This is a genomic window from Corynebacterium sp. KPL2895 (assembly GCF_040225815.1).
Taxonomy (GTDB): domain Bacteria; phylum Actinomycetota; class Actinomycetes; order Mycobacteriales; family Mycobacteriaceae; genus Corynebacterium; species Corynebacterium rhinophilum.
In genome coordinates this window covers 178,485-204,061 of the sequence record NZ_JBEHFY010000001.1, presented here as the reverse complement: position 1 = coordinate 204,061, position 25,577 = coordinate 178,485, and the positions used below count along the sequence as shown (strand labels likewise).

Sequence of the window (25,577 nt, the reverse complement as noted above, 5' to 3'; positions counted from 1 at the left end):
GTCTTTGAAACCAAGTCTTCGGCTATACTGACCACAGCAGCATAGCTAGCCCCCGATGTGTCCACTTTTCGGGGGTCAGGCCCAGCCAGCGAGGAGAAGGCAGTGAGCACGCGGTCGTCGTGGTCGGTGAACCTACCGGACTCGCCGGTAAAAGTCAGGGTGTAGTTGTAGAGCGCGGCGGTAGCCATCGACAGCATGGTGTCAGCTACCTGGTGCCCTGCTCGCAGGGTGGCGGTGATAAGTGGCAGGTCGCTTGCTGTGATTTCGGTGGTGAAGTACTGGCAGTACAGTGGTGTGCTCATGTCGAGTGTGGACATGGTTCGTCCCTTTCCTTTGAGGGTGTGAGCAGTGGAAATGTAAAGTGCCGGGCACGGCAACGGGTAGAAATTTGCGAATATGCAAACCGCCCGCGCGGTGGTCTTCCGATGTGCGAGGTATGGCAATGGGCCACGCGGAACGAGATGGAATTGCGGATACGCAATCGCGCCCGACGGTGGTCACGCTAGCCGGTGTGAGCCGCGCGCCAATCTCCGCCCAGGTCGCGGGTGAAACGGCTAGCCACAACCGGGGGCAGTGGATCTACATGTTGTGGTGGACATAGCTGTGGGCCACAAAGCGGGGCCTTGACGGACTTGGTGGGTAGGGTTAGGGCCACGTCCGAAGCTCGCGCGGGGGTACTAAATATGGCATGTCCCCATACGCAATAGCCCAATATAGTGTGGTGGTTCGTCCGGTAGATTTTTGCGGAACCGCAAACACGCAGGTCATATAAGGAATTCCTGCGAAGTTGGCGGGGTGAGGTCACCTGCTAGCCATATTGCATATCGGCAAACAAGACTATGTGTAGCGGAGTGCACTGCGTGGCCTAGCCACGTAGCATCCACTACACCGCCCCATTCCACTGCGATCGTGCCGACGAAGGAAAGGCCCATGTCCAGTAACTACACCACCGCCGACTATGAGGCGATCATCGCCAACTGCACACCACACGCCGTGCGCTCCGAGCCGTGGAGCCACGTCGCCGACTTCACCCGCGAGTGCGTGCGCGCACTTAACATCACCCCGGATAACACCAGCCGCGACGCACTGCGCAACACACTCAACTGCGTGTCCAAGCTCGCCGCCTGGGTCTGGGTGAGCTACGGCGTGGTGACTGTCGAGACCGTCTTCCACCCCGACATCATCGGCAACTACTTCCTTGCCGGAGATGGCGCAAAGCTCAGTCCGTCCACCGCTGGAACCCAGCGCTCGCTGCTGTGCCGTGTTGCAGAAGCGATCAACGACGACTGGAACCCTGACTACCAGCACCCGATTAGTTATGAGCCAACCCTTGAACCCTACGACACTTATGCCTGCGACAGGCTGTGGGACTGGGCCGAGTCGCAACCCACCGCTGCCCGCCGCCGCAACTTCACCACGGTGCTAGCTCTTACCCTGGGGGCGGGGCTGCGCGCGGGAGAAATCTGCACGCTGCGCGGCAAAGACGTGCGCGTTGACGGCGACGGAGTACTGCTGTTTCCGCACGGTTACCGCGGGGCTGGCCCGCGCGAGGTGCCACTTTTGAAGTCTCATACCGAGCTAATACAGCCGGTCATTATGGCTACCGGCCCGGAGGACTACCTGTTTAGGCCGGGCCGGGACAACGAGAACGTTAGCCAGCTCTCTGCCTACCTGCGCCGGGTAATACCTAGTATATCGCCGGACATGGTGCCGGATACCCGCAGGTTGCGCAACACCTGGATCATTGGCCGCATTGCGGAAGGTGTTCCCACTGATGTGCTGTGTGCTGCGGCAGGGCTAAAGTCTTTGCACCAGTTCGAGGACTACGTGGTCGAGGCCGGAGCTAACCGCCGCCATGCCTACCGGATTCTTTTGGCTGGAGGCTCTACCCATGGCACCCCAGGTGGAGGCCTGTACGTGCTGTAGCTCGGCTCACGGAGACTTCCTGAGCTAGCCCTAGCGATTGCATATCTGCAAAGTCGAATTGCGGATACGCAAAACTGGTCTCATGGTGCACAGAACGCACCAGGGACGAACTACCCTGTGAACTGCGGGTTTAATCATGGAATGAGGTAAGAAGGCACCGCCACCTAGTTCGTGGTGTAGGTGTGCTCACCTCGTGAGCCATGAACGACACCCATGTAACTCACGCCCGACTCACCAGTGTTGGAAACATGCAGTTTCCAACACTGGGGTCATTGACTGCCGTATCGGTGGCTGCGATGGTTCGGCCACAAGGCCTCGCCTGTAGTGACCTCGATATTGGCAATGACACGTCCCGTCGGGATCATCTCGCCGCGGATGATTCGGGTGATGGTGGAGGCGGGGATACCACAAGCATCAGCCAAATGCTTGGCACTGGGGTAGCTCCCGTTCAGGGTGAGCTGCTGGACGTTGCGGGAAAAGTACTGCAATTTCCGCATGACCGGATCGTGGGCCTCGATATGGGCATGAGGCCAGTTGGCGTAACGCCTGACCGGAGCTTCGGCGGGAAGGTCGGAAGCCACGAGACCACTTCCTTTGAACCAGATGAAAAAGACGAACCACCTCAGTCTAAATACAGTGAGGTCTACGCTGTGATCGACACACTGACTACACGCGGATTACTCCCGCCTACTACTCCCACCGTTCAGCGCAACCGCAAGCGCGTACTCGCGACATATTTTTGCTACATGCGCGATCGCTGGTACGACGACATCGACGTGGATGGCTGCATCTACCTGCTGCGCGATGGCGGAAAAATTCGCACCTACCTGCAAGCCCGTACAGCAGATTTATCCAAGCCCAGCCTCAATGCCACCCGCCGCACCTTGAACCGCTGCGCAAGCCATGTCATTGGCCTGAAAGGCGCGCTGGAATGGGCAGAAGAATTGCCGGAGGTCTTTTACCCAGCAGCAAAAAGCTCCGCGCCGAGCCTACAACGCCAGCGAACTTATCCGCATTGATGATTGGGTTCACTCCCGCCCGCGACGCGAGTCGCGGGGCGTGGCCTGCATCATCGTGTCACTGGCCCTGGGTGCTGGCATGTCCACCGAGGAAATCTATCACTGCCGCTATGGCGACTTCACCGACTTTGGCACGGTACTAGCAGTTCGTGCTCGCGGTGGTCGTGGTATTACGCCGCGTACTGTTCCGCTGACGGCACCTTTTGACGATCTCATGCGCCAGGTGCTGCATGGTGTGGGCGAGGATCGCAGGGACGAACCACTTGTGAAACCCAACTCAGCGCGCCGCCGCAATGATGCCACAGGCCCACACCTCATATCTGACTTCATTCAAAGGACGAGCCCAAACCCATCGAGTACCGGCCTTGCCCCGACACTTCCTAGGCTGCGCTATACCTGGATCGCCGACCACGCCGCCGAGCGCGTGGACTTTAACCAGCTGCTCTATGCCACCGGAAACATTCAGCCCTTCCAGGACACGTTTCACCACATGATCGTTGAATCTGGCGCGCTCACCGAGACCGAATACCGTGAGTGGATAAGCGGCAACAGGGACGAACCAGATTACCCGCCGCTTCGAGTCGTCGAACCGAGAGCAGGAGGCGAATTCTAGGTGGCCCACTTCAACACCACACCCACCCCGCTGCTTCGCCTGGATGGAGCCAGCGTTTCCTGGGCATTGACCATCATCGACCGCACCGACATCTGCCACCATCTTGACACCTGGCGGTGCGTAGACGGCTACGACCCCGCCAAAGGAGGCAGGCCTAAATCCGTTAACGACCGCACCATCCTCGCGCTCTACCTGATTCTGGCGCGCTCTGGTCAACCCATGCACTTGACCACCATGACGACACTTTTGGCCTCGCCTGACACGACAGACAAGGCTTTAGAACTCCTTAACCTGCCCAGCCGCGATAGGGCACGACGGGTAGGAGATAACTACTTTGTTCAGCACGACCTGTGGTACTACCGCCTGTGGCGCGCGTTGCACAGATTCCTTAATGTCGTTGACCCATTCGACAACATCCCGCACCGCGCCAGGCTTACCCGCAGCGAGTTCAACCGTCTGATGGGCGAACAAGACTCTGAGCGCCGCGAAGAAAAATGGCAGCGCGCCACCTACGTGTTCAATGAGCTGGTTATGGCTAGCACTCAGGACATGCCCGAAGAATACCGAGCCAATTGGCAGGGAGACCTCACCTTAGACGGCACCCTGATTCCAGGAGTGCGCCGTGGCAACAACCGATGGACGAACCAACCAGACGATCTCATGTCTTCTGAACCGGAAGCAGGCTGGTACTCGCGAGACGAGCGGCAGGAAACACATGGCGAATCAAAGCGAAAGCGAAACGCCAAGCATGTGTGGGGTTGGGAGGCCACACTTGTTGCCGGTGTCATTCAAGACCAAGGCCCATATGCACAGCCACACCTGATTATGGGCATCGGATTCGACCGGCCCAGCCACAACCCTGCGATCCGTGGGCTGGAAGCCATGCGGCATTTAACTGACGACCCCGAGACACCTAAGAGCATAGTGGTGGGCGATCGTGCGTACTTCGCGGTGGCTAAGACCAAACACTTCCATGAACCACTGCGTAAAAAGGGATACACGCTGGTGGGAGACTACAAAACCAACCAGCTGGGAAAGCGCGGATCCTATGAAACCATGGGGTTAGTTGAAGGCCACTGGTACTGCCCGGCCATGCCGAAACCTCTGGTGGAAGCCACTGAAGACTTCTATGCCGGGCGTATTGATGAGGCCACCTACAACCAGCGGATCAACGAGCGCCGCGCCTTTGCCATGCGGAGAAAAGGCAAGAAGCTCTCCGGTGAGAGTCAGATGTTTATGTGTCCAGGTCGAGGTAAAGGAAAGACACTGGCATGTCCCTTGGTGGAAAAGAGTCAGCGCCAGGACGCGAGAGACAGAGGACTACCCTCCATCTCCGGGCCAAATCTATCTACTGCGCGCAAGGCAAAAGGAAAGTGCTGTACCAATAAGGTCTCGGTAACTATCCCGAATAAGGAGGGAATGCGCTACCGCCAAACTGGCCCTGCTTTTAAGACACCGGAATGGAAGAAGGTGTATGGCACCTGGCGCAACGTGATTGAAACCCGCAATGACTATGTAAAGAACAATCGTGGTGGTGCCGCTATTGGCGATCACACCCGCAGGCCCGTTCGTGGTTTTGCTGCGGCCTTTTTCTATACGGCCCTTGGTGTGGTTGCGGCCAATGTATCCATGATTCGGCGCTTTCTTGGCCGGGTGGAAAGGGACGAAAAGACCCCGCCACCTGGCACGCGAGATCCGCAGCCGCCGCGCGATCCGGCGCGCGAGAAGGCAAGCCCGAACGCGCCGCCTGCGCGCGAGGCTGCTTAAGACCAACTGAATACAACTTTGTTTCTAGCTCGGAAAACCACATGGGGTTCCGGGCTAGAAGTCGTTTTAGAGGGGACGAACCATGTTGTGTTTCTTATTAGTCAACGACTGGATCAGAGCGAAAACGACTAAACCCACCGCGGTAAAGCGGTGGGTTTATCTGTCGGAGACAGTTTCGCAAATGATTCAAGCTAGATTCGCAAAACCGTCGGGATAATTTGTCGGGCTAACAGGATTTGAACCTGCGACCCCTACACCCCCAGTGTAGTGCGCTACCAAACTGCGCCATAGCCCGGCGTCGCATTATTTGTTGCGACTGCCCTAGATTACATCAGGATAATTCCACAGTGAAATCTAGGCCGTGACCTGCATTAAAGCTCGCCGGTGGAATAGACCCATGCGCCATTAAGGCGCCGGAAAGACGATCGCTCCCGCTGGGAGCCCACTGCCTCGCCCTTGTAGAAGGCCTCAAATTCCACGATGCCTTCATCGTCTACAAGACCACCGCCTTCGGTATCGAGGATATCGAGGCGGTAGAACCGGATGGGGGAGTCAGCCAAGTCCAATGAGCTCGGCCGAGTCACCGGATCCCAGGTGCGCAGGAGGTAGTCCTCATCGCCGCTGACGAAGGCGCTAAAGCGTGACCGCATCAAGGCCTCGGCTGTGGGAGCTTTGGCACCGGCATGGTACTTGCCGCAGCATTCGCCAAAGCTCAGCCCGCTCGTGCAGGGGCAGCGGCGGGAATCGGCGATGGGATTGAGGGCCACCATTAGTTGGAGTCCACGATATCGGTGATGGTGGCGCCGGCGGCCATGCGCTCGACATCGGTATCACGCGCGGCTGCGCGCAGTGCATCGATATCGGAATCGCTCAAGGAGCCTTTTAGTTCGATGCGGCGCTCGAAGGAGGTGGTACCGGTCTGGGTGATGGATACGTGGACATCGTCAAGCGCAAGCTTCTTGCCGGCCTCCTTGATGGCCTGGGTGGAGGCAGCTGCCAAGGCCGACATGAGCAGGCCGGTTGCGGTAAAGCCCTTGCCCTTGCCGCCTTCCTTTTTGGTGCGGTCCGCGGTCACGGAGTGATCATTGTGGCGCACCACGACGCCGAATTTGGTGCCAGTAGCAGGGTGGGCAATGGCGGCATCCGTGCCCACTTCTTCGGGTTCATAGTCGGGAACGATAAATTGCCTGGACCAAGCCCCGATCAGATCGGCGGCGCGGGCAGCCGTCCCCTGCTTGGTGAGCAGGTGATCGGCCTTATCCAACGAGACGAGGGATTTGGGGTAGCGGGTCATGCGGAAGATATTCTGCGCATTATCGATGCCCACCGTCTGATCGATGGGGGAATGGAGGGACAATAGGGGCTTGCGCAACCGCGGTAGGTATTCTTCCGGGTTGGTTTCTGCCAAATCCTCCAGGAATTTGCGCGAAATGGTCAGGGCCCTGCCGCCCAAGACAACCTCGACCTCACCATTAGCGTCTACCTCGCCAATCTTATCCGCGTAGTGCAACACGGAGTGTGCGGGATCAAAGGGGGCGCCAATGGTGGCCACGGCCCGAATCTTTTTCATTGCAGTGGCGGCCTTGAGCACCGCCGCGCCGCCCAAGGAGTGGCCAATGAGCATCTGTGGTGCGGAATAGTGTTCTTCTAGCCAGTCCGCTGCGGCGCGGATATCGTCGACATTTTGGTTAAAGGTGGTGTCCGCAAACTCGCCTTCTGATTGCCCCAGACCGGGGAAATCAAAGCGCAGGGTGGCGATGCCGAATTCCGTTAATTGCTTCGAAGTGCGGGCCGCGCCAGGGGTATGGCGCGAGCCGGCAAAGCAATGCGCGAAGACGGCGAAGGCGAGAGGGGGAGCATCAGGAAAGTCGATGGTTCCTGCCATCTCGGTTCCTCGGCTGGACGGCAGCTTAACATTGACGGATTGCATGGCACCTACAATAACGGCCCCATAGGTTCCAAGCCAGATGAGGTTGACTAGAGTCGTAGGCAGCCAGCCCCTAAAGGAGGAATTGTCGTGGGAGCATTCGATTGGTTCTGGAAAGCGATGGGCTCGCAAAGCGAGCGAAACGATAAGAAATCCAAGGCCATCGTGGATGAAGCTCGCTCCGCCGCGGAGAAATTCGCGCAGAGCGACGATGCTGCCGTGGCCCAAGCCGCCCGCGATGCGGTGCGCGGCGGCGAGGTCGCAGACAAGGCCCAATTCCTGGGTGCCCTTGCCGTCGCGTGTGAACGCACCCTGGGCCTGCACCCATTCACCGTGCAATCGCAGGCGGTACTGCGACTGCTTACCGGCGATGTCATTCAAATGGCTACCGGTGAGGGCAAGACTCTCGTTGGCGCGATGGCCGCAACGGGTTTCGCGCTGACTGGAAAGCGCGTCCACGTCGTGACGGTCAATGACTATCTGGCCAGCCGCGATGCCGAATGGATGCGGCCTGTCGTGGAATTTTTTGGGCTGCAGGTAGCCTCCGTCACGGAGGGCATGAGCGCGGATGAGCGCCGCGCAGCCTATGCGCAGAATATTATTTATTCCCCGGTCAATGAATTGGGATTTGACCTATTGCGCGATAACCAGATCACCGAACGCGCACAGACGGTGCAGGCGCCTGGCGATGTCGCCTTGGTGGACGAGGCCGATTCCGTCCTAGTGGATGAGGCCCTCGTGCCCCTGGTTCTGGCAGGAAATCGCCCCGGTGAAGCTCCCACGGGGCAAATTACCAATGTGGTCTCCCGCCTCCGAGAGAACCACGAGTACGTCATCTCAGATGACGGGCGCACGGTGCAGCTTACCGATGTCGGCGCAGCCCGCGTAGAGCGAGAGCTCGGCATCGATTCCCTTTATTCCGAGGACAATATCGGCACCGTCCTCGTCAAGGTCAACTTGGCGCTGCACGCAAAGGCGCTGTTGATACGCGATATTCACTACATCGTGGTGGACGGCAAGCTGCAGCTTATCGATGCCTCCCGTGGTCGCGTCGCCGATCTGCAACGCTGGCCCGACGGGCTGCAGGCAGCGGTAGAGGCCAAAGAGGGCTTGGAAGTCTCTGAGGGCGGGCGCATCCTCGATACGATTACCCTGCAAGAACTCATGCGACGGTACCCGCTGGTCTGTGGAATGACGGGTACTGCGGTAGAGGCCACCGACCAGCTGCGGCAATTTTATGACCTGCACGTTTCCGTGATCGATCGGAATAAGCCACTGCAGCGCTTCGATGAACAAGATCGCATTTTTGCCACCATAGGGGAGAAGTCAGCGGCCATCGTCGAAGAAATTGCCCACCTGCACGAAGCCGGTCAACCAGTGCTTGTGGGAACCCAAGACGTTGCGGAATCAGAAAATTTGGCGGAGGCCTTGCGCGATCGCGATATCGAAGTCAACGTGCTCAACGCCAAAAATGACCGCGAAGAGGCACAGATTGTCGCCGAAGCCGGCGATATTGGGCGGGTAACCGTCTCCACACAAATGGCCGGCCGCGGTACCGACATCAAGCTCGGTGGTGCCGATGAGGCCGACCACGATGAGGTGGCCGAACGCGGCGGCCTTGCCGTGATCGGCACCTCCCGGCACCGCACGGCGCGGCTCGATAACCAGCTGCGCGGGCGTGCAGGGCGCCAAGGAGATCCTGGCCTGGCGCTGTTTTTTGTCTCCCTGGAAGATGATGTGGTGCAACAAGGCGGCGCTGGGGAAAAGGTCAGCGCGCAACCTGGCCCTGGCGGGCTCATCGAATCCAAGCGGGTGCAGGACTTTGTCGCCCATTGCCAGCGGGTGACAGAGGGCCAGTTGCTAGAAATTCACGCCCAGACCTGGAAGTATAACCAGCTCTTGGCGGATCAGCGCATCATCATCGATAAGCGCCGTGCAACGCTATTGGATACGGACCAGGCATGGCAGGAACTAGCCGACCGCGCACCAGAGCGGGCCAGCGAGCTTGCGGATATCCCGGAGGTAGTGCGCATCCAGGCAGCGCGCGAAATCATGCTGTATCACCTGGACATGGGCTGGGCAGACCACCTCGAACTGCTCGATGATGTGCGCGAATCCATCCACCTGCGCGCCATCGCGCGCGAGACCCCGATCGATGAGTATCACCGCATTGCGGTGCGCGAGTTTAAGGACTTGGCGCAGCGGGCGGTGGATCAGTCAGTAGAGACCTTCAGGCAGGTGCCTATTGACTCTGAGGGGGCACACCTTGCAGACTCTGGGTTGAACCGTCCAAGCGCAACGTGGACCTATATGGTCTCTGATAACCCCCTTGCGGGGCAGGGAAATTCCGTGTTGAGCGGCATCGGAAACATTTTCCGGTGAAATAATTGCCCACTGAGAGATCACAGACTCGGAAGAGTCGCTATTATTGGTATAAGTAACTCAAAACTAATCCCCGGAGGTAACAATGAGCGAGAACACCGGAACCCCGGAACCACAGGTGGAGACCACCTCTGTATTCCGCGCTGACCTGCTCAAGGAAATGGAAAATGGCACCAAGGGAACCGATACCTCTGCGGTAGGTACGGAAAACCTGGAAGATGGCCAGGCGTTGCTCGTCGTCAAGCGCGGCTCCAATGCCGGTGCCCGCTTCCTGCTGGATCAGGACACCACCACGGCAGGGCGCCACCCAGAGGCAGATATCTTCCTGGATGATGTCACCGTTTCCCGCCGCCACGCCGAATTCCGCAAGAACGATGACGGCCAATTCGAGGTAGTAGACGTGGGATCCTTGAACGGCACCTACGTCAACCGCGAGCCGCGCAATTCGCAGGCGCTCGAGGTTGGAGATGAGATTCAAATCGGTAAATTCCGCCTCGTATTCATCACCAAGCAGGACTAAAACTGCAGCAGACAAACCGTTTTGCCGGACTCGGTTAAAGCGGTTTAGTCTCCTTTTTATATTTAACGACTACTGAGACACCTGTAAAGAGATAGACACAGTGAGCGCAGCAGAATCCGCGGCGGCATCAGCTCGCCGCAAGAGCCCGAACACGAAGAAGGCTAAGACCATGTCCATTGGCGTGGTCTTAGAAACGCTGAATCAGCAATTTCCTGATGTCACTGTGTCTAAAATCCGCTTCCTCGAGTCAGAGGGGCTAATTTCTCCCCAGCGCACTGCCTCCGGCTACCGCCGGTTCACGCAGGAAGACGTGGATAGGTTGCGCTATATCTTGACCACCCAGCGGGATAATTACACCCCGCTTAAGGTTATCCGCGAGCAGCTGGAAGCAATGGATTCCGGCCAGGTCACCGCCATTGTTTCTGCTGGCAATGCGGAGACCTTACTGTCCCCGCAACAGTTCAAAGCACCCGCGGTAACGCGCTTGACCGATGCCGAGGTAGCAGAGCAAGCCGGAGCATCCGAGGCGGATATTGCCACCTTTATCAAGGACAAGCTCATTAAGCCGGATGCCGCGGGATTTTTCAATACCGATGATGTGGCCATTGCTTCTGCCGCAGTTGCACTGCAGGCTTTTGGCTTTAGCTCTAGCCAGCTGAAGTCCCTGCGAAATAGCGCCCGCCGCCAGGCGGATTTAATCTCCCAAGTCGCGGCCCCCGTAGCGCACTCGAATTCCGATACCGCTCACCAGCAGGCAGAAGAACTGTCCCAGCAGATGACGGCGCTAGTGGTTTCTTTGCATGCCACCTTGGTAAAGACGGATTTGCGCCACGAATTTAACGGCTAACTCACCATGGCTGCCTCCCATGTGGGAGAGTGGTAGCTATGAGTGATGTAACCCTTGAATTTCACGGCATTCACCAGCTTGGGCCAGAAGATGATGTCTGCGCACTGCTGCGTTGGCCCGAAGACAATCGCCTCATTCCCGTCTGGCTTTCGGCCGTAGACGGAATCCAATTGGCTACCGTTTTTGCTGACCAGCGCCCGAACCGCCCCACGACCCACGATCTTCTGTGCGAGGTCTTGGAGGCTGCAGGTGGCGTCGAGGCCATCGAGATTGTCAACCACCATCAAGGCACCTTCATGGTGGATATTCAGACCGCGCAAGGTGAAGTTTTTGATGCGCGTGTAAGCGATGCCTTGGCGGTAGCCGAGTACTTTAAGGTGCCCATCGTTGCCGAATCTGCGCTCTTGGCGCAGGTATCCGTCTTCGCCAGCGAGGAGGACATCAAGGAATACTTCGACCTCGAGCTTCCTACCCCCACACAGGACTGGGAAGACAGCGATGCCTCCTCCGCCGAGGAAAGCACCTCTGCATCCGGAAACGCGCAGGCCGATGCCGATTTCGAAGAGATGATGCGCAGCCTTGGCATGGATGAATCCGATTTCCACACGGGGGAAGAAGACGAAAAAAATTAATGACACGCGTGTGACTAATGGTGACAATGTGGTTTTTAAAGTCTAAAGTTGTACTCGAAGGTTAAGCAAGCACCGCTTGACGGGGGTGTGCGCTTGGCATTTAATTGATCTTTAGAGCTTCCAACAAACCCCATTGGAGTAATTACGTGAGCATCACCGAGGACACTCAGTCCGAGTCCCAGTACGTCCAAGAATCCCTCTTTGATGTGGGACCGGACGAAGAAGTGGGGTACCGCGTGCCCATCGCCTGCCAGGTTGCTGGCATCACCTATCGCCAGTTGGACTACTGGGCACGCACCAACTTGGTCAACCCCTCCATTCGCACCGCCCGCGGCTCGGGTTCACAGCGCCTTTATTCTTTCAAGGACGTCTTGGTCCTCAAGATTGTCAAGCGCCTGCTCGACACCGGCATTTCCCTGCAGAATATCCGTTTGGCCGTGGAATCGTTGCATGACCGCGGCGTTAACGATTTGGCTGAGCTCACCCTCGTCTCTGATGGCACTACCGTGTACGAGTGCCGCTCCAATGATGAGGTCATTGACCTTCTCGCCGGCGGGCAGGGTGTCTTCGGCATCGCAGTGCCGGGAATCTTGAAGGAACTGTCCGGCACGATTACGTCCTTCCCCGCAGAGCGCATCGAGGAATTGCCCGATGACAACGTGGTTGGCTTGGATGAGCTCGCCGCTCGCCGCAACCGCAAGAGTTCCTAAGTCTTCTTAATAAGTTCTCCCTCCAGACCCCAGCTCACGGGGGTGGAGGGAGAACTTTTTTGTTTAAACCCCAGCGGCCTTATCCATCGCGGCGTTGAGGTCCTCCTGCGTACCCGCATCGACGCTAGTGAAGTTGTCAGCGGCGTTCTTTAGCTGTTCATCGATAGCCCCTGGGCCCACGTGGACGACGGATAGCTCTACGTTGTCTGACTTCGCGCCGTCAAGAGCGGCGGCAAACTGGGCATCGTCCATATCGAGCTCGGTGCCCGTTGTCACGAGGAGCACCCGTGCCTTCCGGTTGGTACCGGCGGCCTGATCCGCAGCGGTGTTCAGCGCGGCAATTGTGGCGCTGCGCGATTGCGGCACCCCACCGGTGCCGAATGCCGCGAGTGTCTTCGGCACCGCAGGGCCATTGCCGAATCCGAGGTTATCGCGGTACCCCACCGACGCGGCCTCCGAAATGGGGGACGAATAGTTCCACAAGGCTACCTGGCTATTGTTGTCACTCAATTTTTCCGCGGTGCCAGATAGCGCCTGTTGCGTTGCATCAAACATCGCGGTCATATTCGCAGAAGTATCAACGAGCAGGAGAGTATTGGGGGCCATCTCCACGGTGGAAGAGGAAGCCGAGCCCGAAGCCTCTTCGCCGTCGTCCGGCGTACTCGGAGCGGAGGAGGAGACTCCTGGGCTGCTTTCCACAGGGGATTGGGACGCGGTTTCTGCGGCCGTAGGCTCTCCAGAGTCATCCCCAGCGCGCAACAGGAAAATCAACGGTGCGATGACGGCAAGGATTGCGATGATGATAACCGCGATAACCCAGCCAGCTAGTGCGAATCTGTTTTCCCCGTTTGAGTGCCGTGCCATGTAGTGCCTTTCTCCAAAACTCCCGAGCCAGCGCATGATGCGTTTAATCTAGTGTAACTGGCAATAAGCCCTTTCCATTACTGCGACAAGCCGCTCGCGCAGCGGTTGCGCTCGCTGCGCGAGGCCCCGTTGACGGTTGACATACGTCGCCTTGCCCTCTGGTGTTTCAATAGGAACTACCCCAAGGCCCCAATTACGGCAATCGTACGGGGAGGCCTCCATGTCAAGGATGCGGGCATCGATAGCCAGATCCAGGCAATCGAGGAAGAGATCGCCTGGGACCAAGGGCCCCAGCTTCCACGCCCATTTATAAAGGTCCATGGTCACGTGCACGCAGCCTGCTTGGTCATTGGCAGGTTGATCCTCACGGTGGAGCACCGTCAGATTGAGCGGGCGCGCCGGCAGAGTAAAGAAACGGAACGCATCATAATGCGAGCACTTTAGGGAATGAGTATCAACGACGCGGTTGGTTCCTTCTGCGCCTAAGCGCAGCGGGAGATCATGGCGTGGGGAATCGGTGTGGTAAACCATCGCCCATTCATGCAGACCAAAGCAATCAAAGTGCACCGGGTTGGTGGCAGAGCGCCGCAGCAGATCCAAAATATAGTCAACGGAACTTCCGCGCCGTTGCATATAGGACTCCACGTCCACGGTGATGCCGTCCGCAGTCTCGTGGTAATCGCGCCAGCTAGCCTGCGGCGCGTCACCCTCGAGCGCCGTGTCAATGCCCGGGTGCCAGCGCTTTAGGTGCGACGGGCGGACAGGGTAATACTCAAAGAGGAAATCAAATACGGGATGATAGCTGCCCGGATGGCGAAACCTCTCCAGTCGGTCCGCCGCCCGCCGTTCGTGCTCATCCATGCGGGCGGTCCAGTCAGTGGTAGATAAAACCTGCACGGGCGTCTCCTCCTTTCTATTGCGCTAGCGCTTAGCGACGCCGCCCCTTACCCCTCCTGGCTCCACCAACCTGCCGCTTTTGTTGGCGTGGGGATTGTTTCTTTTGTTGCTGGCCCGCGCCGTTAGACCCGTCTTGGCCCGGCGGTGGAAGGGCCGGTCCGTGCGGCTTGCGGGCGCCGGTGACCGTGCGCAGCTCAGGAGCACCGGCCAGATTTTCGCGGTGGGAAATATCGTGTTCGGTAGCGCTCACACCGGCCTTCTTGATGAGGGCAGCTACCTCTGAGCGCTGTTCATCAGTGACCAAGGTAACCACCGTGCCTGTTGCGCCGCCGCGCGCAGTACGCCCTGCGCGGTGGAGGTAGGCCTTGTGTTCTGCAGGCGGATCCACGTGGACGACGAGTGAAACGTCTGCAATATCGATGCCGCGCGCCGCGATATCGGTGGCAACGAGGACTGGAATGGAGCCATCGGCAAAGCCAGAAATGGCGCGGGTGCGCGCGCCCTGGCCCTTATCCCCGTGCAGTGGATAGGCGTTAATGCCGGCACGCCGAAGCTTTTTCACCTGCCTATCCACGCCGTGCTTGGTACGCATGAACATGATGGTCTTGCCTGCGCGCGCGGCGATGCGCATGACCACCTCGTTGCGGGCGGGGCGATCACCCAGGAAAAACAGGTGGTGCGACATCGAATCCACCGCTGCGGCGACGGGAGCCGTGGAGTGGATCACGGGATCGTGCAGGAATTGCTCGACCAGCTTATTAACATCCCCATCGAGGGTCGCAGAAAAAAGCAGCCGCTGACCGGTGGGTGGGGTGTAGTTTAAAAGCTTGCGCACCTGGGGAAGAAACCCCATATCGGCCATCTGGTCTGCCTCGTCCAAGGTAGTGATCTGTACCTTGTCAAAGGACAACTTGCCTTGTGCGATGAGATCCTGAGCGCGACCAGGTGTGGCGACCAAGAGGTCCACTGGACGCGCCAGAGAGCGAATGTGGTGGTTGATATTGACGCCGCCGACCACCGCGAGAACGCGCAGCCCTAATGCGGCGGCGGGTTCATCGAGGCGTTGCTGGATCTGCGTCGCTAACTCGCGGGTGGGGGCGAGCACGACCGCGCGGGGCTGGCCCGGGGTAGAGGCGCCCGAGCCAACCAATCGGGCCAATGTGGGAAGCCCAAAGGTAAAGGTCTTTCCGGAACCGGTAGGCCCACGGCCAAGTACGTCTTTGCCTGCGAGTACATCCGGGATAGCTGCGGCTTGGATGGGAAATGCTTCCGTGATTCCTTGGTTGTGTAGAACGTGAACCACGCGCTGAGGTAAGCCGAGTTCGGCAAAAGTAGTCATCGTTGGGCAATTCTAACCGGTGGGTGCGTAAAATCCTGCATCGGGCAACGCACGATTGGTGGACCACCGTACAAGTGAGAAATCCCATAGCAAAAATAGGGTCCTGTTTTAGGTATTTCACTGGTTACTACCTAACGTGGAAGGTGGTGCTGGGAAGCACGCAAGATTTATTCCTCCACTCACAGGCCCCTTCCAGGGCCATTACGAACTGTTAAGGAGTCGTCTCCATGGCTCAAGCACAAGCAACCGCAGCCAGTTCTTCTTCCCACTCCTCGCCACAGGAATCAACTGAGCCCACGAAGAAGGAGAGGTATCACCTTGACGCCGTGTGGTTCGCGCTGGCCTTCGTGGCCTTAGCGGCCGTCTTAGTTATCCCGATCCCGGGACTCGACTGGCCTGCCAAAGTGGCTCTGGGCATGCTGGCCTTCGCGGTGATCATGTGGGTGACCGAGGCCGTGAGCTATCCGGTAAGTGCCCTGCTGATCGTCGGCCTTATCTCGCTGCTTTTGGGGCTTGGGCCGGATCCAGAATCCGATGGCATCTACGGCACCTCCAATGCCCTCAAGGTCGCGATGACAGGATTTTCCTCCTCCGCGGTAGCACTCGTGGCCGCGGCACTGATCTTGGCCGGAGCGATGCAGGCTACGGGCTTGCATAAGCGGATTGCCTTGTACGTGTTGAAGATCGCGGGGGAGAAGACCTCCCACATCGTTATCGGCGCCATTGCGATTGCCATCATCTTGGCCTTCTTCGTTCCCTCTGCCACCGCGCGTGCGGGCGCCGTAGTGCCCATCTTGCTCGGTATGGTAGCCGCCTTCGGCTTGTCCTATGAGTCGAAGCTGGGCGCCTTGCTCGTCATTACCGCAGCGCAGGCCGTATCGATCTGGAACGTGGGCATCAAGACCGCCGCCGCACAAAACCTCGTGGCGGTGGGATTTATCGAGGATCAAATGGGGCAGTCGGTCTCGTGGGGCCAATGGTTCATTTGGGCCGCGCCGTGGTCCATCCTGATGTCCATTGCGTTGTATTTCATCATGCGCGCCGTCATCAAACCGGAAACGGAACGCATTGAGGGAGGAAAGGAGCTCATCGCCAAGCAGCTAGAGGATCTCGGGCCCACCTCACCGGAAGAGAAAAGGCTCATCGGATTTTCCCTTCTCCTGCTCTTCTTCTGGGCCACGGAGGGACTGCTGCACCCGATTAGCTCGGCCGTCATTACTGCGGTGGCCGTTGCCCTGATGCTGTTACCGAAGATCGGCGTGTTTACCTGGCCAGAAGCGCAAATATCCGTGAGCTGGGGTACCCTCATCGTCTTTGCCATTGGCATTTCCCTCGGCTCGTTCCTGCTGGATACGGGCGCTGCCACGTGGTTATCAGAAAAGACCTTTGGGCTTATGGGGCTGGATTCGCTGCCGATTCTGGCAACTATTGCATTGGTATCGCTATTTAATATCCTGATCCACTTGGGCTTTGCCTCTGCTACCTCGCTGGCCTCCGCGCTCATCCCGGTCTTTATCGCCTTGGCCGCCACACTGGATGTGCCCAACGGCGGCATCGGCTTCGTGGTCATCCAGCAGTTCGTCATCTGCTTCGGGTTCTTGCTGCCCGTCTCCGCGCCGCAAAATATGCTGGCCTATGGCACCGGCGCCTTTAGCACCAAGCAATTCCTTCGCTCTGGTATCCCGCTGACCATCGTCGGATACCTGCTCATCCTGCTGCTCTCTGCCACCTATTGGGCGTGGCTCGGCTTGGTCTAACACCAGGTACTAAAAAGGGAGGGCCTGCACGGTGCAGGTCCTCCCTTTTTATATGCAGCGCTTAATCCGTCTGCGTCAGGCTGCGATCACCGGACCACTCGACGTGGAAGGTGCCGGGCTTGTCGGTGCGCTTGAAGGTGTGCGCACCAAAGAAGTCGCGCTGGCCCTGGATAAGGGCGGCGGGCAGGCGGGTGGCGCGCAGGCTGTCGTAGTATGACAGCGAGGAGGCAAAGACCGGAGCCGGCAGGCCCATCTGGGTTGCAGCGACGACGACGCGGCGCCACGGTTCGATGAGGTCTTCCAGCTCACCCTTGAAGTAGGGATCCAGGATGAGGGCGGGAAGCTCTGGATTGGTATCAAATGCCTCGCGGATGCGGTCCAAGAACTTAGCGCGGATGATGCAGCCGCCGCGCCAGATGGTTGCTAGGTCGCGCGGATCGACATCCCAACCGAATTCGGTGGAACCAGCCTTGATCTCATCGAAGCCCTGGGAGTAGGCGATGAGCTTGGCGGCATACAACGCACGGCGAACGTCTTCGATGAAGGCATCCTTGTCGATGTCGAAGTCCGCGTTCGTGCCTGCTGGAAGCTGTCCCTCCTGCGCGGCGGCGCGCTGCTGGCTCGAAGAAGACAGTGCGCGGGCAAAGACGGACTCGGCGATACCAGTAATTGGCACGCCCAATTCCAAGCCATTGATGGCAGTCCAGCGGCCGGTACCTTTCTGGCCGGCGGCGTCCAAGATGACATCGACAAGCGGGGCGCCCGTGTCCGGATCCTTCTGGGCCAGTACCTCGGCGGTGATCTCAATGAGGTAGGAGTCCAGGTCGCCGGAGTTCCATTCCTTGAAAATCTCCGCAATCTCGGCAGGCTCCATGCCAGCGCCGTAGCGCAGCAGCTGGTAGGCCTCGCCGATGACCTGCATATCGGCGTACTCGATGCCGTTGTGGACCATTTTGACGAAGTGGCCGGCGCCATCCGGGCCGATGTGGGTCACGCACGGGGTGCCATCGACCTCCGCGGCGATGGACTCCAGGATGGGGCCGAGGGTCTCCCAGGACTCAGCCGGACCACCAGGCATGATGGATGGGCCGTTCAAGGCGCCTTCTTCGCCGCCGGAAATGCCAGCGCCCACGAAGTGCTTACCGCGCTCGGCCACTTCCTTTTCGCGGCGAATGGTATCCGTAAACAGCGCATTGCCGCCATCGATGATGATATCGCCGTCATCCATGGCATCGGCAAGCTGGTCAATGACCGCATCGGTGGCCTTGCCCGCCTGCACCATGATGATGGCCTTGCGGGGGCGCTCCAAGGAAGCCACGAAATCCGCGATGGACTCGGAAGGAATAAAGTTTCCTTCGTCGCCGTGGGCCTCAATGAGGGCGTGGGTCTTTTCTGGGCTGCGATTATAGACGGCGACGGTATTGCCATTGCGGGCAAAGTTGCGGGCCAGGTTGGAGCCCATTACCGCTAGGCCGACAACACCAATGTGCGCAAGTTCGTTCTTTTCAGTCATGGTGCCTATCCTACGTCACCGCCTCACTTTCGCCGCGCTGGCGGCTAAGCTTGAAGGCTATGTCAGATACCCAGATACTCAATGACTTACTCCATACCGCGCATACGCGCCTGCTCAACGAGGAGGAACTGGAGAAACTAAATTCGGTTAACGGCGGGCTTGCTGAGTTCATCGGGCTCACCTTCGACCGCGTGGGCCCGACCGAGGCCCGCGCACACCTCACCGTGACCCCTCAGCACCACCAACCGTGGGGCGTGGCGAATGGCGGGCTATATTGCACCATCGCGGAAACGGTGGCCTCCCTTGCCAGCGTCGCGGCTGCCGATGCCCCAGCGATGGGGGTCAATAACTCCACGGACTTCATCAAGGCGACAGGTGAGGGCGAGCTAGAAGCTGTGGCCACCCCCATTCAATTGGGCACGCGGACCCACGTGTGGAGCGTAGAAATGTGCCAAGGAGACACCCTAGTTGCACGCACCACGCTGCGCACCATGATTATGGCTGAGCGCAGCTAGAGCCAGTGGTTCTTCCGGAACCACGCCCACAGGCCGCCCACGACAGCGACCATGATGATGATTGCCATGGGATAGCCAAAGGCCCAGTGAAGCTCCGGCATGATATCGAAGTTCATGCCGTAAATACCGGCGACGAGGGTCGGCGCGGCCCACATACCGACGACGGCCGAGATCGTGCGCATATCCGAGTTTTGCTGCATGGTGACCTTGGCCACCGAGGCATCAATAAGCGAGGTCAGGCGTTCATCGAAGCTGGCGACCAAGTCATTGACCACGAGCTCGTGGTCATAGACATCGCGCAGGTAGGACCGGATCTGCTTAGAGATGAGATCCTTGTGATCCGAGACCATCGCCTTTAGCGCCGCAGACAGCGGATAAATGGCGTGCTTCATCTCCAAGACTTCGCGCTTGAACATATAAATGCGGTCGACGTCGAATTTGAGGTTCGGGGTAAAGATTTCCTCTTCGAGTTCATCGACTTCATCGCTAATCAGGCGGGCGACCTCGGAGTAGCGGTCCACCATCATGTCCAGGATCTTCCAGGCCATGGCGACGGGGCCGAGCTCCACCAGGTCCTGCTCGTCTTCGACCGTGTAGGCCAGATTGGGCAGCTTCGCACCGTGGCGAACGGTAATGATGAAGTTAGAGCCCATAATCATCTGGATTTCGCCCGTGGAAATAATCTGGCGCTTATCTTTCACCTCATCGTGGTCGCGGTAATTCACCGAGCGGGCCACCACAAAGAGCTGGTCATCGTAGCGCTCCAGCTTCGGGCGCTGGTGGGCCATGACGGCGTCTTCCACGATGAGCTCGTGGATGCCAAATTGCGAAGCGATCTTCGTCATCTGGGATTCATAGGGCTCATGCAGGCCCACCCAGACGAACCCGCGGCCGTATTCCGCCACGGTTTCCAAGGCGGAATGCGCGGAATACTCGCCGGGCAGGGCCTCACCATCGACGAAGACGCGGCAGTGCTCAATGGCGCGCTCCGCGGGAACCGGCGGGAAGGAGGGCTGGCTAGGAGGCGTGGATTTCTTTCGGCCTCTAAAGGGCGTGGGTACGGACGGCATCGTTTCAGCCTCCTTTGCACGGTAGTGCGGATAGTAACGCAATCAAGTAGTAAAACGGGCCACGTTTTACGCAGCGGGTAAAGCTTACACCGACGGTGGGTAATATAATCGAATCTATGCCAACGTGGAAAGAAGTTACCGAAGCCAATCCCGCCCACTCCCATAATTTCGCCCGCAAATGGAAGATGCTTGAGGCGCAGGGCAAAGACATTCATGGGGAGGCCCGGCTTGTCGATGCCATGGTGGAACGCAATTCCACCATCCTCGACGCCGGCTGTGGAACCGGCCGCGTCGGCGGGGAATTGCTGCGCCGCGGACACAGCGTGGTGGGCATTGACGTGGATCCCATTTTGATCGAACACGCCGAACATGACTTCCCCGACGGCGAGTGGTTCGTCGGGGACCTGTGCACGGAAGAGGTTCCTGAAGGCCCCTTTGACTTGGCTGTTTCCGCAGGAAACGTCATGGGCTTTTTGGCCGTGGATGGCCGCGAGGAAGCCCTGCGGAATATTTTTAACTCGCTGACCCCCGGCGGGCGCTTCGTCACCGGCTTTGGGGAAGGCCGCGGATGGGACTTCCAGGACTTCCTCGATATGGCGCAGAAGGTGGGCTACCGCGTTGACTTCACGTTTTCTTCCTGGGACATGAAGCTATTTTCGGAGCATTCCACCTTTTTGGTCGCCGTGCTATCCCGCCCGGGTGCGGACCTCTTGGCCTAAGGCCTTAAAAGCGCCGGTCCGCTTGGTCGAAGAAATCGACCTCGTGGATGCTGGCGCTGATAAAGGCGCGCTCGGCACGGGTCCGAGTGGCCTCATCCGCCTTTTCTAAAGTTTCCTCCACAATCTTGATGCTCTCGCGCACCCCGGCGAGGAAATCTTCCCCGCCGTACACCTCCAACCAAGCATGGTAGGGGTGATCGGGCGAGTCGAATTCCGCCAAGTGCAGGCCTACCTCCGCATACAGCCAGTAGCAGGGAAGTACCGCCGCGATGCCAACCGCATAATCATCCGTGTGCGTGCTGCGGATGAGAAAATCCGTATAGGCACTGGTGACCCGCGATAGCGCCGTAGTAGCAGAATCCTTCAACCATCCGCGGTGCAGTTCAGCCTCCTCCGCGAGGCATTCGTAGGCGCCCTGCGCCCAGTGCAATTGCTGTGCGGTATCGGGCGCTTGGCTGGCCAGGCGAGCCAAGGCCTTCGAGTAGGACGCCAGGTATTGCGAATCCTGATCGAGGTAGAAGCTGAAAGCATCGTTGGCAAGTGCCCCGGACCCCAGCTTCTGAATAAAGGGTAGTGCCTTTACCTGCTCCCAGTGCTCCGCCGCGATATTCCACAGGCGCTGCGTGTACGGGCCAGCGGCCGCTACTCGCGGCTGATCGGCATTTTCTACCTCTTCCAATGGCCCGGACAAGTGAGGAAGCGGTACCGAGGACGCAGCCCGCATCAAGCGCTGCGGGCGGTGCAGGTGGTCTACCGGCCCGCTGCCTTTGCCGACGGCCAGCGCATCCGCGTTGGCAATCGCCTCGTGCAGCCAGTCCGTGGACCACTCTAGGGCGGTGGCGGCATCATCGCCTGCACCTAGCCGCGTTGCTAGGGCAGAGGAGAGGGAGCAGCCCGTGCCGTGGGTATTCTTGGTCTGCACTCGAGCCGATTCCACGCGGTGAACCTTGCCATCGGCAGTGACCACGGCGTTATCGGCAATCGCCGAGTCAAGGTGCCCGCCCTTGACGATGACCGCCGTATCCGCCTCAGCGGCCCACGTCTTAGCCACCTCGATGGCACGGTCCAAATCCGTGGCTTCCTCCGTCTGTGTCAGGACGGCCAGCTCCTTGAGGTTGGGCGTGATGACATCAGCTCGGGAACACAGCTCGCGCACCGCCTTTTCCGCCGCGGGGTCCAAGAGGCGGTCGCCACTGGTGGCCACCATGACCGGGTCCAAGACCACGGGGACGGACGGGGCGATCTGGTCGAGGAACGTGGATACGAGGTCGGTGATGGGGGCATCGGCCAGCATGCCGATCTTGATGGCATCGATGTTTACGTCTTCGCGGACGGAATCCAGCTGCTCTTGGAGGAAATCCAGCGGCGGGACGTGGACGCTGCGCACGCCCTGGGTATTTTGGGCCACCAGCGCGGTGACCACGCTCATTCCATACCCGCCCGCGGCGGCGATGGACTTCAAATCGGCCTGGATGCCGGCTCCGCCTGTGGGATCGGTTCCAGCAATCGAGAGAATACGGGGGGAGGTTCCTTTAGCCACAGTAGGCCTCCTTTAGGTTGTGTGCTGCCGCTGCCGGGTCATCGGCAGCCATAATGTCGCTGACCACGCAGATCCCTGCGAAGTCGCTTGCAGAAAGTTCGTGGGCATTGTGTGCCTTGATGCCGCCGATGGCGACGGACTCGATGCCGCGTTCGCGCGCCGCGGTGGCAAGCCGCCTGGCGGCCTCGGCACCGATTCCCGCTGGCGCATTCTTCTTGGTCGCCGTCGAGTGAACCGGGCCGATGCCAATGACATCGGGGGCCTCCTGCGGGTCAATGGCGTCCAGCTCTTCCCGCGTGCCCACAGAAAGCCCGATGAGCTTATCGGGGCCAAGCAGCTCCCGTGCTTGGTGTAAATCCATATCGTTTTGGCCAATGTGCAGGTGGCAGCCTACCTTGGCCGCTACCTCGACACGGTCATTGATAAAAAGCGGTACGCCGCCTAAGACCTTCATGAGTTCGCGGGCGGTAGCCTCGACCTCCTCGTCGCTGGCCTCCTTATCGCGCAATTGCACGACGGTAGCCCCGCCGCGAACCGCCTCTTGCACGATGGGAACGACCTTGTCCCGCCCGCCGGCGAGCTCAGGATCGGTGATGAGATACAGCGTCCAATCGATGCTCATGACAGCTCCGCAACGTCTGCGACCTCGGAGGCAGAGATCCGCTCCTCGATCCCACCGGTGGACAGCTCATACAGCGCATCGAGCCAGGCAACCGCAAAGGAGCCGGGCGCCGTGGATTTCTCCGCGGCAACGCTGCCTGCGGCCCCCACATGCGCATGCGCTGCGATGATCGCTGTGAATGGATCCTCCCACGCTGCCAGGTAAGCCGCGCAGATAGCGCCCAGCGAACAACCCGTGCCGATGACGTTTTGCAGCATCGGGTGTCCAGACTCGAGGCTTACCGCACGCGGCGTTTCGCCTGTCTGCACGATGAGATCCGTGGGGCCAGACACGGCAATTACGGCTCCAGTATCCCGGGACAGTTTGAGCGCTGGTTCCAGTGCCGCCTCCACGCCATCGGTAGATTCCACGCCGCGCCCGCCGGCTCCGGTTCCGGCCAAAGCGATGATTTCGGAGGCGTTGCCGCGAATCGCCGTCGGGCGCTGCGGCAAGACTTCATGCATGAACTCGGTGCGCTTTTGCAGACCACCCGCGCCGACGGGATCGAGGACCCACGGGTTTCTAGCCGCGGTCGCACCGGCGATTGCCTCTCGCATGCCGGCGTATTGCTCGGAATTCGGGGTTCCGCAATTGATAAGCACACCGCTGGCGATCTTCGCAAAATCTTGCGACTCATCTGGGGTATCTACCATTGCCGGGCTGGCGCCGATGGCCAAAAGCGCATTGGCAGAAATATTGCTGACGACCTTATTGGTCAAGCACTGAATAAGTGGAGCGGTATCGCGCACCGCATCGTGGGCACAGAGAAATGAACAATCCACAACAATCCCTTCGCTAGTTCTAACTGAGAGCAGGTTCAATGGGTGTATCTCAGCCACTGCGTGGCACCCCATGTTGTAATGCCCAAGCCTAACAAAAATGGGAAAATAGGAACGAAAACCACAAAAGCCGCCGCCCACAGCCCCATAGCGGGGTAGTAGGACAGCGGCTGGTGCCGAGGAGAATTTAGTTCTTCTTCTCTTCTTCTGCCTCATCGATGAGGTTGCGGGCGATGCGCTGCTGGGTAGTAATCTCCAAGTTGCCGCGGTTGCGGGAGAGGATATTAGCCGCCCAGTTGACCAATACGGCCAAGCGGCTGCGTAGACCAACGACGTAGGTCAGGTGCAAGGCCAGCCATGCCAACCAGCCTGGGAAGCCGGAGAATTCGGTCTTGCCCAGCTTCACAACGGCATTGAAGCGGGTCACGATGGCCATCGAGCCCTTGTCGAAGTACTCGAAAGGTTCCTTTTCATCGGCCGTGGACTCCTCGTCCACCTTGGTCTCGATGAGCTTGGCGACGTGCTCGCCACCCTGAATTGCCACCTGTGCCAAGCCCGGCAGGCGGTTCAGGGACATCATGTCACCGATGATGTAGACGTTGTTGAAGTCACCAACGGTCATGTCATCGTTGACGGAAACGCGGCCCGCGCGGTCAGCCTCGACTCCGGCCTGGTCAGCGACCATCTTGCCCAGTGGGGAAGCGGAAACACCAGCGGACCAGATCTTGGTCGCGCCCTCGAGGGTGACCTCTTCCTCGGTCTTCATGTTCTTGTAGGTTACGGAGTCTTCGTTGACATCGGTCACCATGGCGTTCAGGCGAACGTTGACGCCTTCCTTCTCCAAAGTGCGCTGAGCACGGCGGCCGAGGCGCTTGCCAAACGGCGGGAGCACTTGCGGCGCACCGTCGAGCAGGTAAATCTTTGCGGCGGAGGTGCCGTAGGTGGAGTAGACATCGCTAAGCGTGCGGTTAGCCAACTCAGCGATCTGGCCGGTGAGCTCCACACCGGTTGGGCCGGCACCGACGATGATGAAGGTGAGGAGGCGCTCGCGCTCAGCGGGGTCATCGGTAAGCTCAGCTTTTTCGAAGGCGGAAATGATGCGGGAACGCAGCTCCAGGGCATCATCCAAGGTCTTCATGCCAGGGGCAAACTCCGCGAAGTGGTCATTGCCAAAGTACGACTGGCTGGAGCCAGCAGCGACCACGAGGGAGTCATAGGAGTAGGTGCGCGAAAAGTCATCGAGCTCGGCGGTAACCGTCTGGTCCTCCAGGTTAATGTCGGTCACGTTGCCGTTGACAAAGTCCACATTATCCTGGTTGCGCAGCAGCTGGCGGGTCGAGGGGGCAACCTCACCAGCGGAAATCATGCCGGTAGCCACCTGGTAGAGCATTGGCTGGAACAGGTGGTGGTTCTTCTTATCGATGAGGGTGATCTCAACATCGGCGTTCTTCAACTTCTTCACAGTGTTAAGACCGCCGAATCCACCGCCAACCACGACGACGTGGTGACGGCTTCCGTTTGGACGATAAGGGGTATCAGTCATGGAATTAATGCGACCTTCCTCGAGAAAGCTTATTTAA

The 25,577-nt window shown here is 59.0% G+C and carries 24 protein-coding genes, 1 tRNA gene, 1 pseudogene and 1 riboswitch; of the genes and pseudogenes, 12 read left to right on the top strand and 14 right to left on the bottom strand.

Annotated features, from left to right (window positions below; genetic code table 11):
* Positions 1–317: pseudogene (locus tag ABRP95_RS00975) on the bottom strand (hypothetical protein); the annotation flags it as partial.
* A gap of 613 nt (positions 318–930) precedes the next feature.
* Here ABRP95_RS00975 and ABRP95_RS00970 point away from each other — a divergent pair.
* Entirely contained in the window at positions 931–1,926 is a 996-nt protein-coding gene (locus ABRP95_RS00970) for a tyrosine-type recombinase/integrase (RefSeq protein WP_349838793.1), read from the top strand.
* 269 nt (positions 1,927–2,195) lie between these two features.
* On the opposite strand, the gene ABRP95_RS00965 is transcribed toward ABRP95_RS00970, so the two are convergent.
* Positions 2,196–2,507: a helix-turn-helix domain-containing protein gene (locus ABRP95_RS00965; protein WP_349838791.1), complete on the bottom strand. Its 312-nt coding sequence runs from the start codon at positions 2,505–2,507 to the stop codon at positions 2,196–2,198.
* Positions 2,508–2,672: 165 nt separating this feature from the next.
* On the opposite strand from ABRP95_RS00965, the gene ABRP95_RS00960 reads away from it, so the two are divergent.
* The 3 genes from ABRP95_RS00960 to ABRP95_RS00950 all read left to right on the top strand — a co-directional run bounded on the left by ABRP95_RS00960 (position 2,673) and on the right by ABRP95_RS00950 (position 5,325).
* The gene (locus tag ABRP95_RS00960; RefSeq protein ID WP_349838790.1) at positions 2,673–2,945 is read left to right on the top strand and encodes a hypothetical protein; all 273 of its coding nucleotides are present in this window, start codon (positions 2,673–2,675) and stop codon (positions 2,943–2,945) included.
* A 55-nt stretch (positions 2,946–3,000) separates the two neighbouring features.
* A complete protein-coding gene (locus ABRP95_RS00955; protein ID WP_349838789.1) occupies positions 3,001–3,558 on the top strand; it encodes a hypothetical protein in 558 nt (185 codons plus the stop codon).
* A gap of 66 nt (positions 3,559–3,624) precedes the next feature.
* Positions 3,625–5,325: a hypothetical protein gene (locus tag ABRP95_RS00950; RefSeq protein WP_349838788.1), complete on the top strand. Its 1,701-nt coding sequence runs from the start codon at positions 3,625–3,627 to the stop codon at positions 5,323–5,325.
* 221 nt (positions 5,326–5,546) lie between these two features.
* Here the strand turns inward: ABRP95_RS00950 and ABRP95_RS00945 are convergent.
* The 3 genes from ABRP95_RS00945 to ABRP95_RS00935 all read right to left on the bottom strand — a co-directional run bounded on the left by ABRP95_RS00945 (position 5,547) and on the right by ABRP95_RS00935 (position 7,255).
* Positions 5,547–5,620, bottom strand: a tRNA-Pro gene (locus ABRP95_RS00945).
* Between the two features lie 76 nt (positions 5,621–5,696).
* On the bottom strand, positions 5,697–6,095 hold the full coding sequence (locus ABRP95_RS00940) for a YchJ family protein (RefSeq protein WP_284770696.1): 399 nt from the start codon (positions 6,093–6,095) through the stop codon (positions 5,697–5,699).
* Positions 6,095–7,255, bottom strand: a complete 1,161-nt coding sequence (locus ABRP95_RS00935) for a bifunctional alpha/beta hydrolase/OsmC family protein (RefSeq protein ID WP_349838787.1) — start codon at positions 7,253–7,255, stop codon at positions 6,095–6,097. Before ABRP95_RS00935 ends, ABRP95_RS00940 begins: the two co-directional genes overlap by 1 nt.
* 87 nt (positions 7,256–7,342) lie before the next feature.
* Between ABRP95_RS00935 and secA2 the strand changes: the two genes are divergently transcribed.
* From secA2 to ABRP95_RS00910, 5 genes are all read left to right on the top strand, one after another.
* Entirely contained in the window at positions 7,343–9,634 is a 2,292-nt protein-coding gene (secA2, locus tag ABRP95_RS00930) for an accessory Sec system translocase SecA2 (RefSeq protein WP_349838786.1), read from the top strand.
* Positions 9,635–9,719: 85 nt separating this feature from the next.
* On the top strand, positions 9,720–10,154 hold the full coding sequence (odhI, locus tag ABRP95_RS00925) for an oxoglutarate dehydrogenase inhibitor Odhl (protein ID WP_005279257.1): 435 nt from the start codon (positions 9,720–9,722) through the stop codon (positions 10,152–10,154).
* 100 nt (positions 10,155–10,254) lie between these two features.
* A complete protein-coding gene (ftsR, locus tag ABRP95_RS00920) occupies positions 10,255–11,001 on the top strand; it encodes a transcriptional regulator FtsR (protein WP_284782844.1) in 747 nt (248 codons plus the stop codon).
* A gap of 38 nt (positions 11,002–11,039) precedes the next feature.
* Positions 11,040–11,633 (top strand): bifunctional nuclease family protein, encoded by a 594-nt coding sequence (locus ABRP95_RS00915; protein ID WP_284771855.1) that lies wholly within the window; start codon positions 11,040–11,042, stop codon positions 11,631–11,633.
* Positions 11,634–11,779: 146 nt separating this feature from the next.
* Positions 11,780–12,343 (top strand): MerR family transcriptional regulator, encoded by a 564-nt coding sequence (locus tag ABRP95_RS00910; RefSeq protein WP_005282882.1) that lies wholly within the window; start codon positions 11,780–11,782, stop codon positions 12,341–12,343.
* A 63-nt stretch (positions 12,344–12,406) separates the two neighbouring features.
* On the opposite strand, the gene ABRP95_RS00905 is transcribed toward ABRP95_RS00910, so the two are convergent.
* From ABRP95_RS00905 to ABRP95_RS00895, 3 genes are all read right to left on the bottom strand, one after another.
* The gene (locus ABRP95_RS00905; protein WP_284770691.1) at positions 12,407–13,207 is read right to left on the bottom strand and encodes a vWA domain-containing protein; all 801 of its coding nucleotides are present in this window, start codon (positions 13,205–13,207) and stop codon (positions 12,407–12,409) included.
* Between the two features lie 48 nt (positions 13,208–13,255).
* Positions 13,256–14,068 carry a 3-methyladenine DNA glycosylase gene (locus ABRP95_RS00900; RefSeq protein WP_410757594.1) on the bottom strand — a complete coding sequence of 271 codons (813 nt, stop codon included), beginning with the start codon at positions 14,066–14,068 and terminating at the stop codon, positions 13,256–13,258.
* A 67-nt stretch (positions 14,069–14,135) separates the two neighbouring features.
* Positions 14,136–15,443, bottom strand: coding sequence for a DEAD/DEAH box helicase (locus ABRP95_RS00895; protein WP_349838785.1), 1,308 nt, complete (start codon positions 15,441–15,443; stop codon positions 14,136–14,138).
* Positions 15,444–15,670: 227 nt separating this feature from the next.
* On the opposite strand from ABRP95_RS00895, the gene ABRP95_RS00890 reads away from it, so the two are divergent.
* Positions 15,671–17,200: an SLC13 family permease gene (locus ABRP95_RS00890; protein ID WP_284770688.1), complete on the top strand. Its 1,530-nt coding sequence runs from the start codon at positions 15,671–15,673 to the stop codon at positions 17,198–17,200.
* Positions 17,201–17,261: 61 nt separating this feature from the next.
* Here ABRP95_RS00890 and gnd read toward each other — a convergent pair whose 3' ends face one another.
* Complete coding sequence (gene gnd, locus ABRP95_RS00885) at positions 17,262–18,713, bottom strand: NADP-dependent phosphogluconate dehydrogenase (RefSeq protein ID WP_284796146.1); 1,452 nt, start codon at positions 18,711–18,713, stop codon at positions 17,262–17,264.
* Positions 18,714–18,772: 59 nt separating this feature from the next.
* On the opposite strand from gnd, the gene ABRP95_RS00880 reads away from it, so the two are divergent.
* Complete coding sequence (locus tag ABRP95_RS00880; protein WP_284796144.1) at positions 18,773–19,228, top strand: PaaI family thioesterase; 456 nt, start codon at positions 18,773–18,775, stop codon at positions 19,226–19,228.
* Here ABRP95_RS00880 and corA read toward each other — a convergent pair.
* Positions 19,225–20,298 carry a magnesium/cobalt transporter CorA gene (gene corA / locus ABRP95_RS00875; protein ID WP_005279244.1) on the bottom strand — a complete coding sequence of 358 codons (1,074 nt, stop codon included), beginning with the start codon at positions 20,296–20,298 and terminating at the stop codon, positions 19,225–19,227. The genes ABRP95_RS00880 and corA overlap by 4 nt on opposite strands.
* Positions 20,299–20,414: 116 nt before the next feature.
* Here corA and ABRP95_RS00870 point away from each other — a divergent pair, with 116 nt between their 5' ends.
* Positions 20,415–21,017 carry a class I SAM-dependent methyltransferase gene (locus ABRP95_RS00870; RefSeq protein ID WP_023017516.1) on the top strand — a complete coding sequence of 201 codons (603 nt, stop codon included), beginning with the start codon at positions 20,415–20,417 and terminating at the stop codon, positions 21,015–21,017.
* Positions 21,018–21,021: 4 nt separating this feature from the next.
* Here ABRP95_RS00870 and ABRP95_RS00865 read toward each other — a convergent pair whose 3' ends face one another.
* The 4 genes from ABRP95_RS00865 to ABRP95_RS00850 all read right to left on the bottom strand — a co-directional run bounded on the left by ABRP95_RS00865 (position 21,022) and on the right by ABRP95_RS00850 (position 25,540).
* A complete protein-coding gene (locus ABRP95_RS00865; protein ID WP_349838784.1) occupies positions 21,022–22,557 on the bottom strand; it encodes a bifunctional hydroxymethylpyrimidine kinase/phosphomethylpyrimidine kinase in 1,536 nt (511 codons plus the stop codon).
* Entirely contained in the window at positions 22,550–23,179 is a 630-nt protein-coding gene (gene thiE / locus ABRP95_RS00860) for a thiamine phosphate synthase (RefSeq protein ID WP_284796141.1), read from the bottom strand. Before thiE ends, ABRP95_RS00865 begins: the two co-directional genes overlap by 8 nt.
* Entirely contained in the window at positions 23,176–24,000 is an 825-nt protein-coding gene (gene thiM, locus ABRP95_RS00855) for a hydroxyethylthiazole kinase (RefSeq protein ID WP_349838783.1), read from the bottom strand. The genes thiE and thiM overlap by 4 nt, the downstream gene beginning before the upstream one ends.
* A riboswitch (TPP riboswitch) is annotated at positions 23,988–24,081 on the bottom strand. It overlaps the preceding gene by 13 nt.
* Before the next feature lie 103 nt (positions 24,082–24,184).
* Positions 24,185–25,540 (bottom strand): NAD(P)/FAD-dependent oxidoreductase, encoded by a 1,356-nt coding sequence (locus ABRP95_RS00850; protein WP_284796138.1) that lies wholly within the window; start codon positions 25,538–25,540, stop codon positions 24,185–24,187.
* Positions 25,541–25,577: the final 37 nt, after the last annotated feature.

What these genes read in the sequence shown, in the direction of transcription:
- ABRP95_RS00970 (WP_349838793.1), top strand. Translation starts at nt 931, where the DNA reads ATGTCCAGTAACTACACCACCGCCGACTATGAGGCGATCATCGCCAAC.
- ABRP95_RS00960 (WP_349838790.1), top strand. Translation starts at nt 2,673, where the DNA reads ATGCGCGATCGCTGGTACGACGACATCGACGTGGATGGCTGCATCTAC.
- ABRP95_RS00940 (WP_284770696.1), bottom strand. Translation starts at nt 6,095, where the DNA reads ATGGTGGCCCTCAATCCCATCGCCGATTCCCGCCGCTGCCCCTGCACG.
- ABRP95_RS00935 (WP_349838787.1), bottom strand. Translation starts at nt 7,255, where the DNA reads ATGCAATCCGTCAATGTTAAGCTGCCGTCCAGCCGAGGAACCGAGATG.
- odhI (WP_005279257.1), top strand. Translation starts at nt 9,720, where the DNA reads ATGAGCGAGAACACCGGAACCCCGGAACCACAGGTGGAGACCACCTCT.
- ABRP95_RS00915 (WP_284771855.1), top strand. Translation starts at nt 11,040, where the DNA reads ATGAGTGATGTAACCCTTGAATTTCACGGCATTCACCAGCTTGGGCCA.
- ABRP95_RS00905 (WP_284770691.1), bottom strand. Translation starts at nt 13,207, where the DNA reads ATGGCACGGCACTCAAACGGGGAAAACAGATTCGCACTAGCTGGCTGG.
- ABRP95_RS00900 (WP_410757594.1), bottom strand. Translation starts at nt 14,068, where the DNA reads ATGGATGAGCACGAACGGCGGGCGGCGGACCGACTGGAGAGGTTTCGC.
- ABRP95_RS00895 (WP_349838785.1), bottom strand. Translation starts at nt 15,443, where the DNA reads ATGACTACTTTTGCCGAACTCGGCTTACCTCAGCGCGTGGTTCACGTT.
- ABRP95_RS00890 (WP_284770688.1), top strand. Translation starts at nt 15,671, where the DNA reads ATGGCTCAAGCACAAGCAACCGCAGCCAGTTCTTCTTCCCACTCCTCG.
- gnd (WP_284796146.1), bottom strand. Translation starts at nt 18,713, where the DNA reads ATGACTGAAAAGAACGAACTTGCGCACATTGGTGTTGTCGGCCTAGCG.
- ABRP95_RS00880 (WP_284796144.1), top strand. Translation starts at nt 18,773, where the DNA reads ATGTCAGATACCCAGATACTCAATGACTTACTCCATACCGCGCATACG.
- corA (WP_005279244.1), bottom strand. Translation starts at nt 20,298, where the DNA reads ATGCCGTCCGTACCCACGCCCTTTAGAGGCCGAAAGAAATCCACGCCT.
- ABRP95_RS00870 (WP_023017516.1), top strand. Translation starts at nt 20,415, where the DNA reads ATGCCAACGTGGAAAGAAGTTACCGAAGCCAATCCCGCCCACTCCCAT.
- thiE (WP_284796141.1), bottom strand. Translation starts at nt 23,179, where the DNA reads ATGAGCATCGATTGGACGCTGTATCTCATCACCGATCCTGAGCTCGCC.
- ABRP95_RS00850 (WP_284796138.1), bottom strand. Translation starts at nt 25,540, where the DNA reads ATGACTGATACCCCTTATCGTCCAAACGGAAGCCGTCACCACGTCGTC.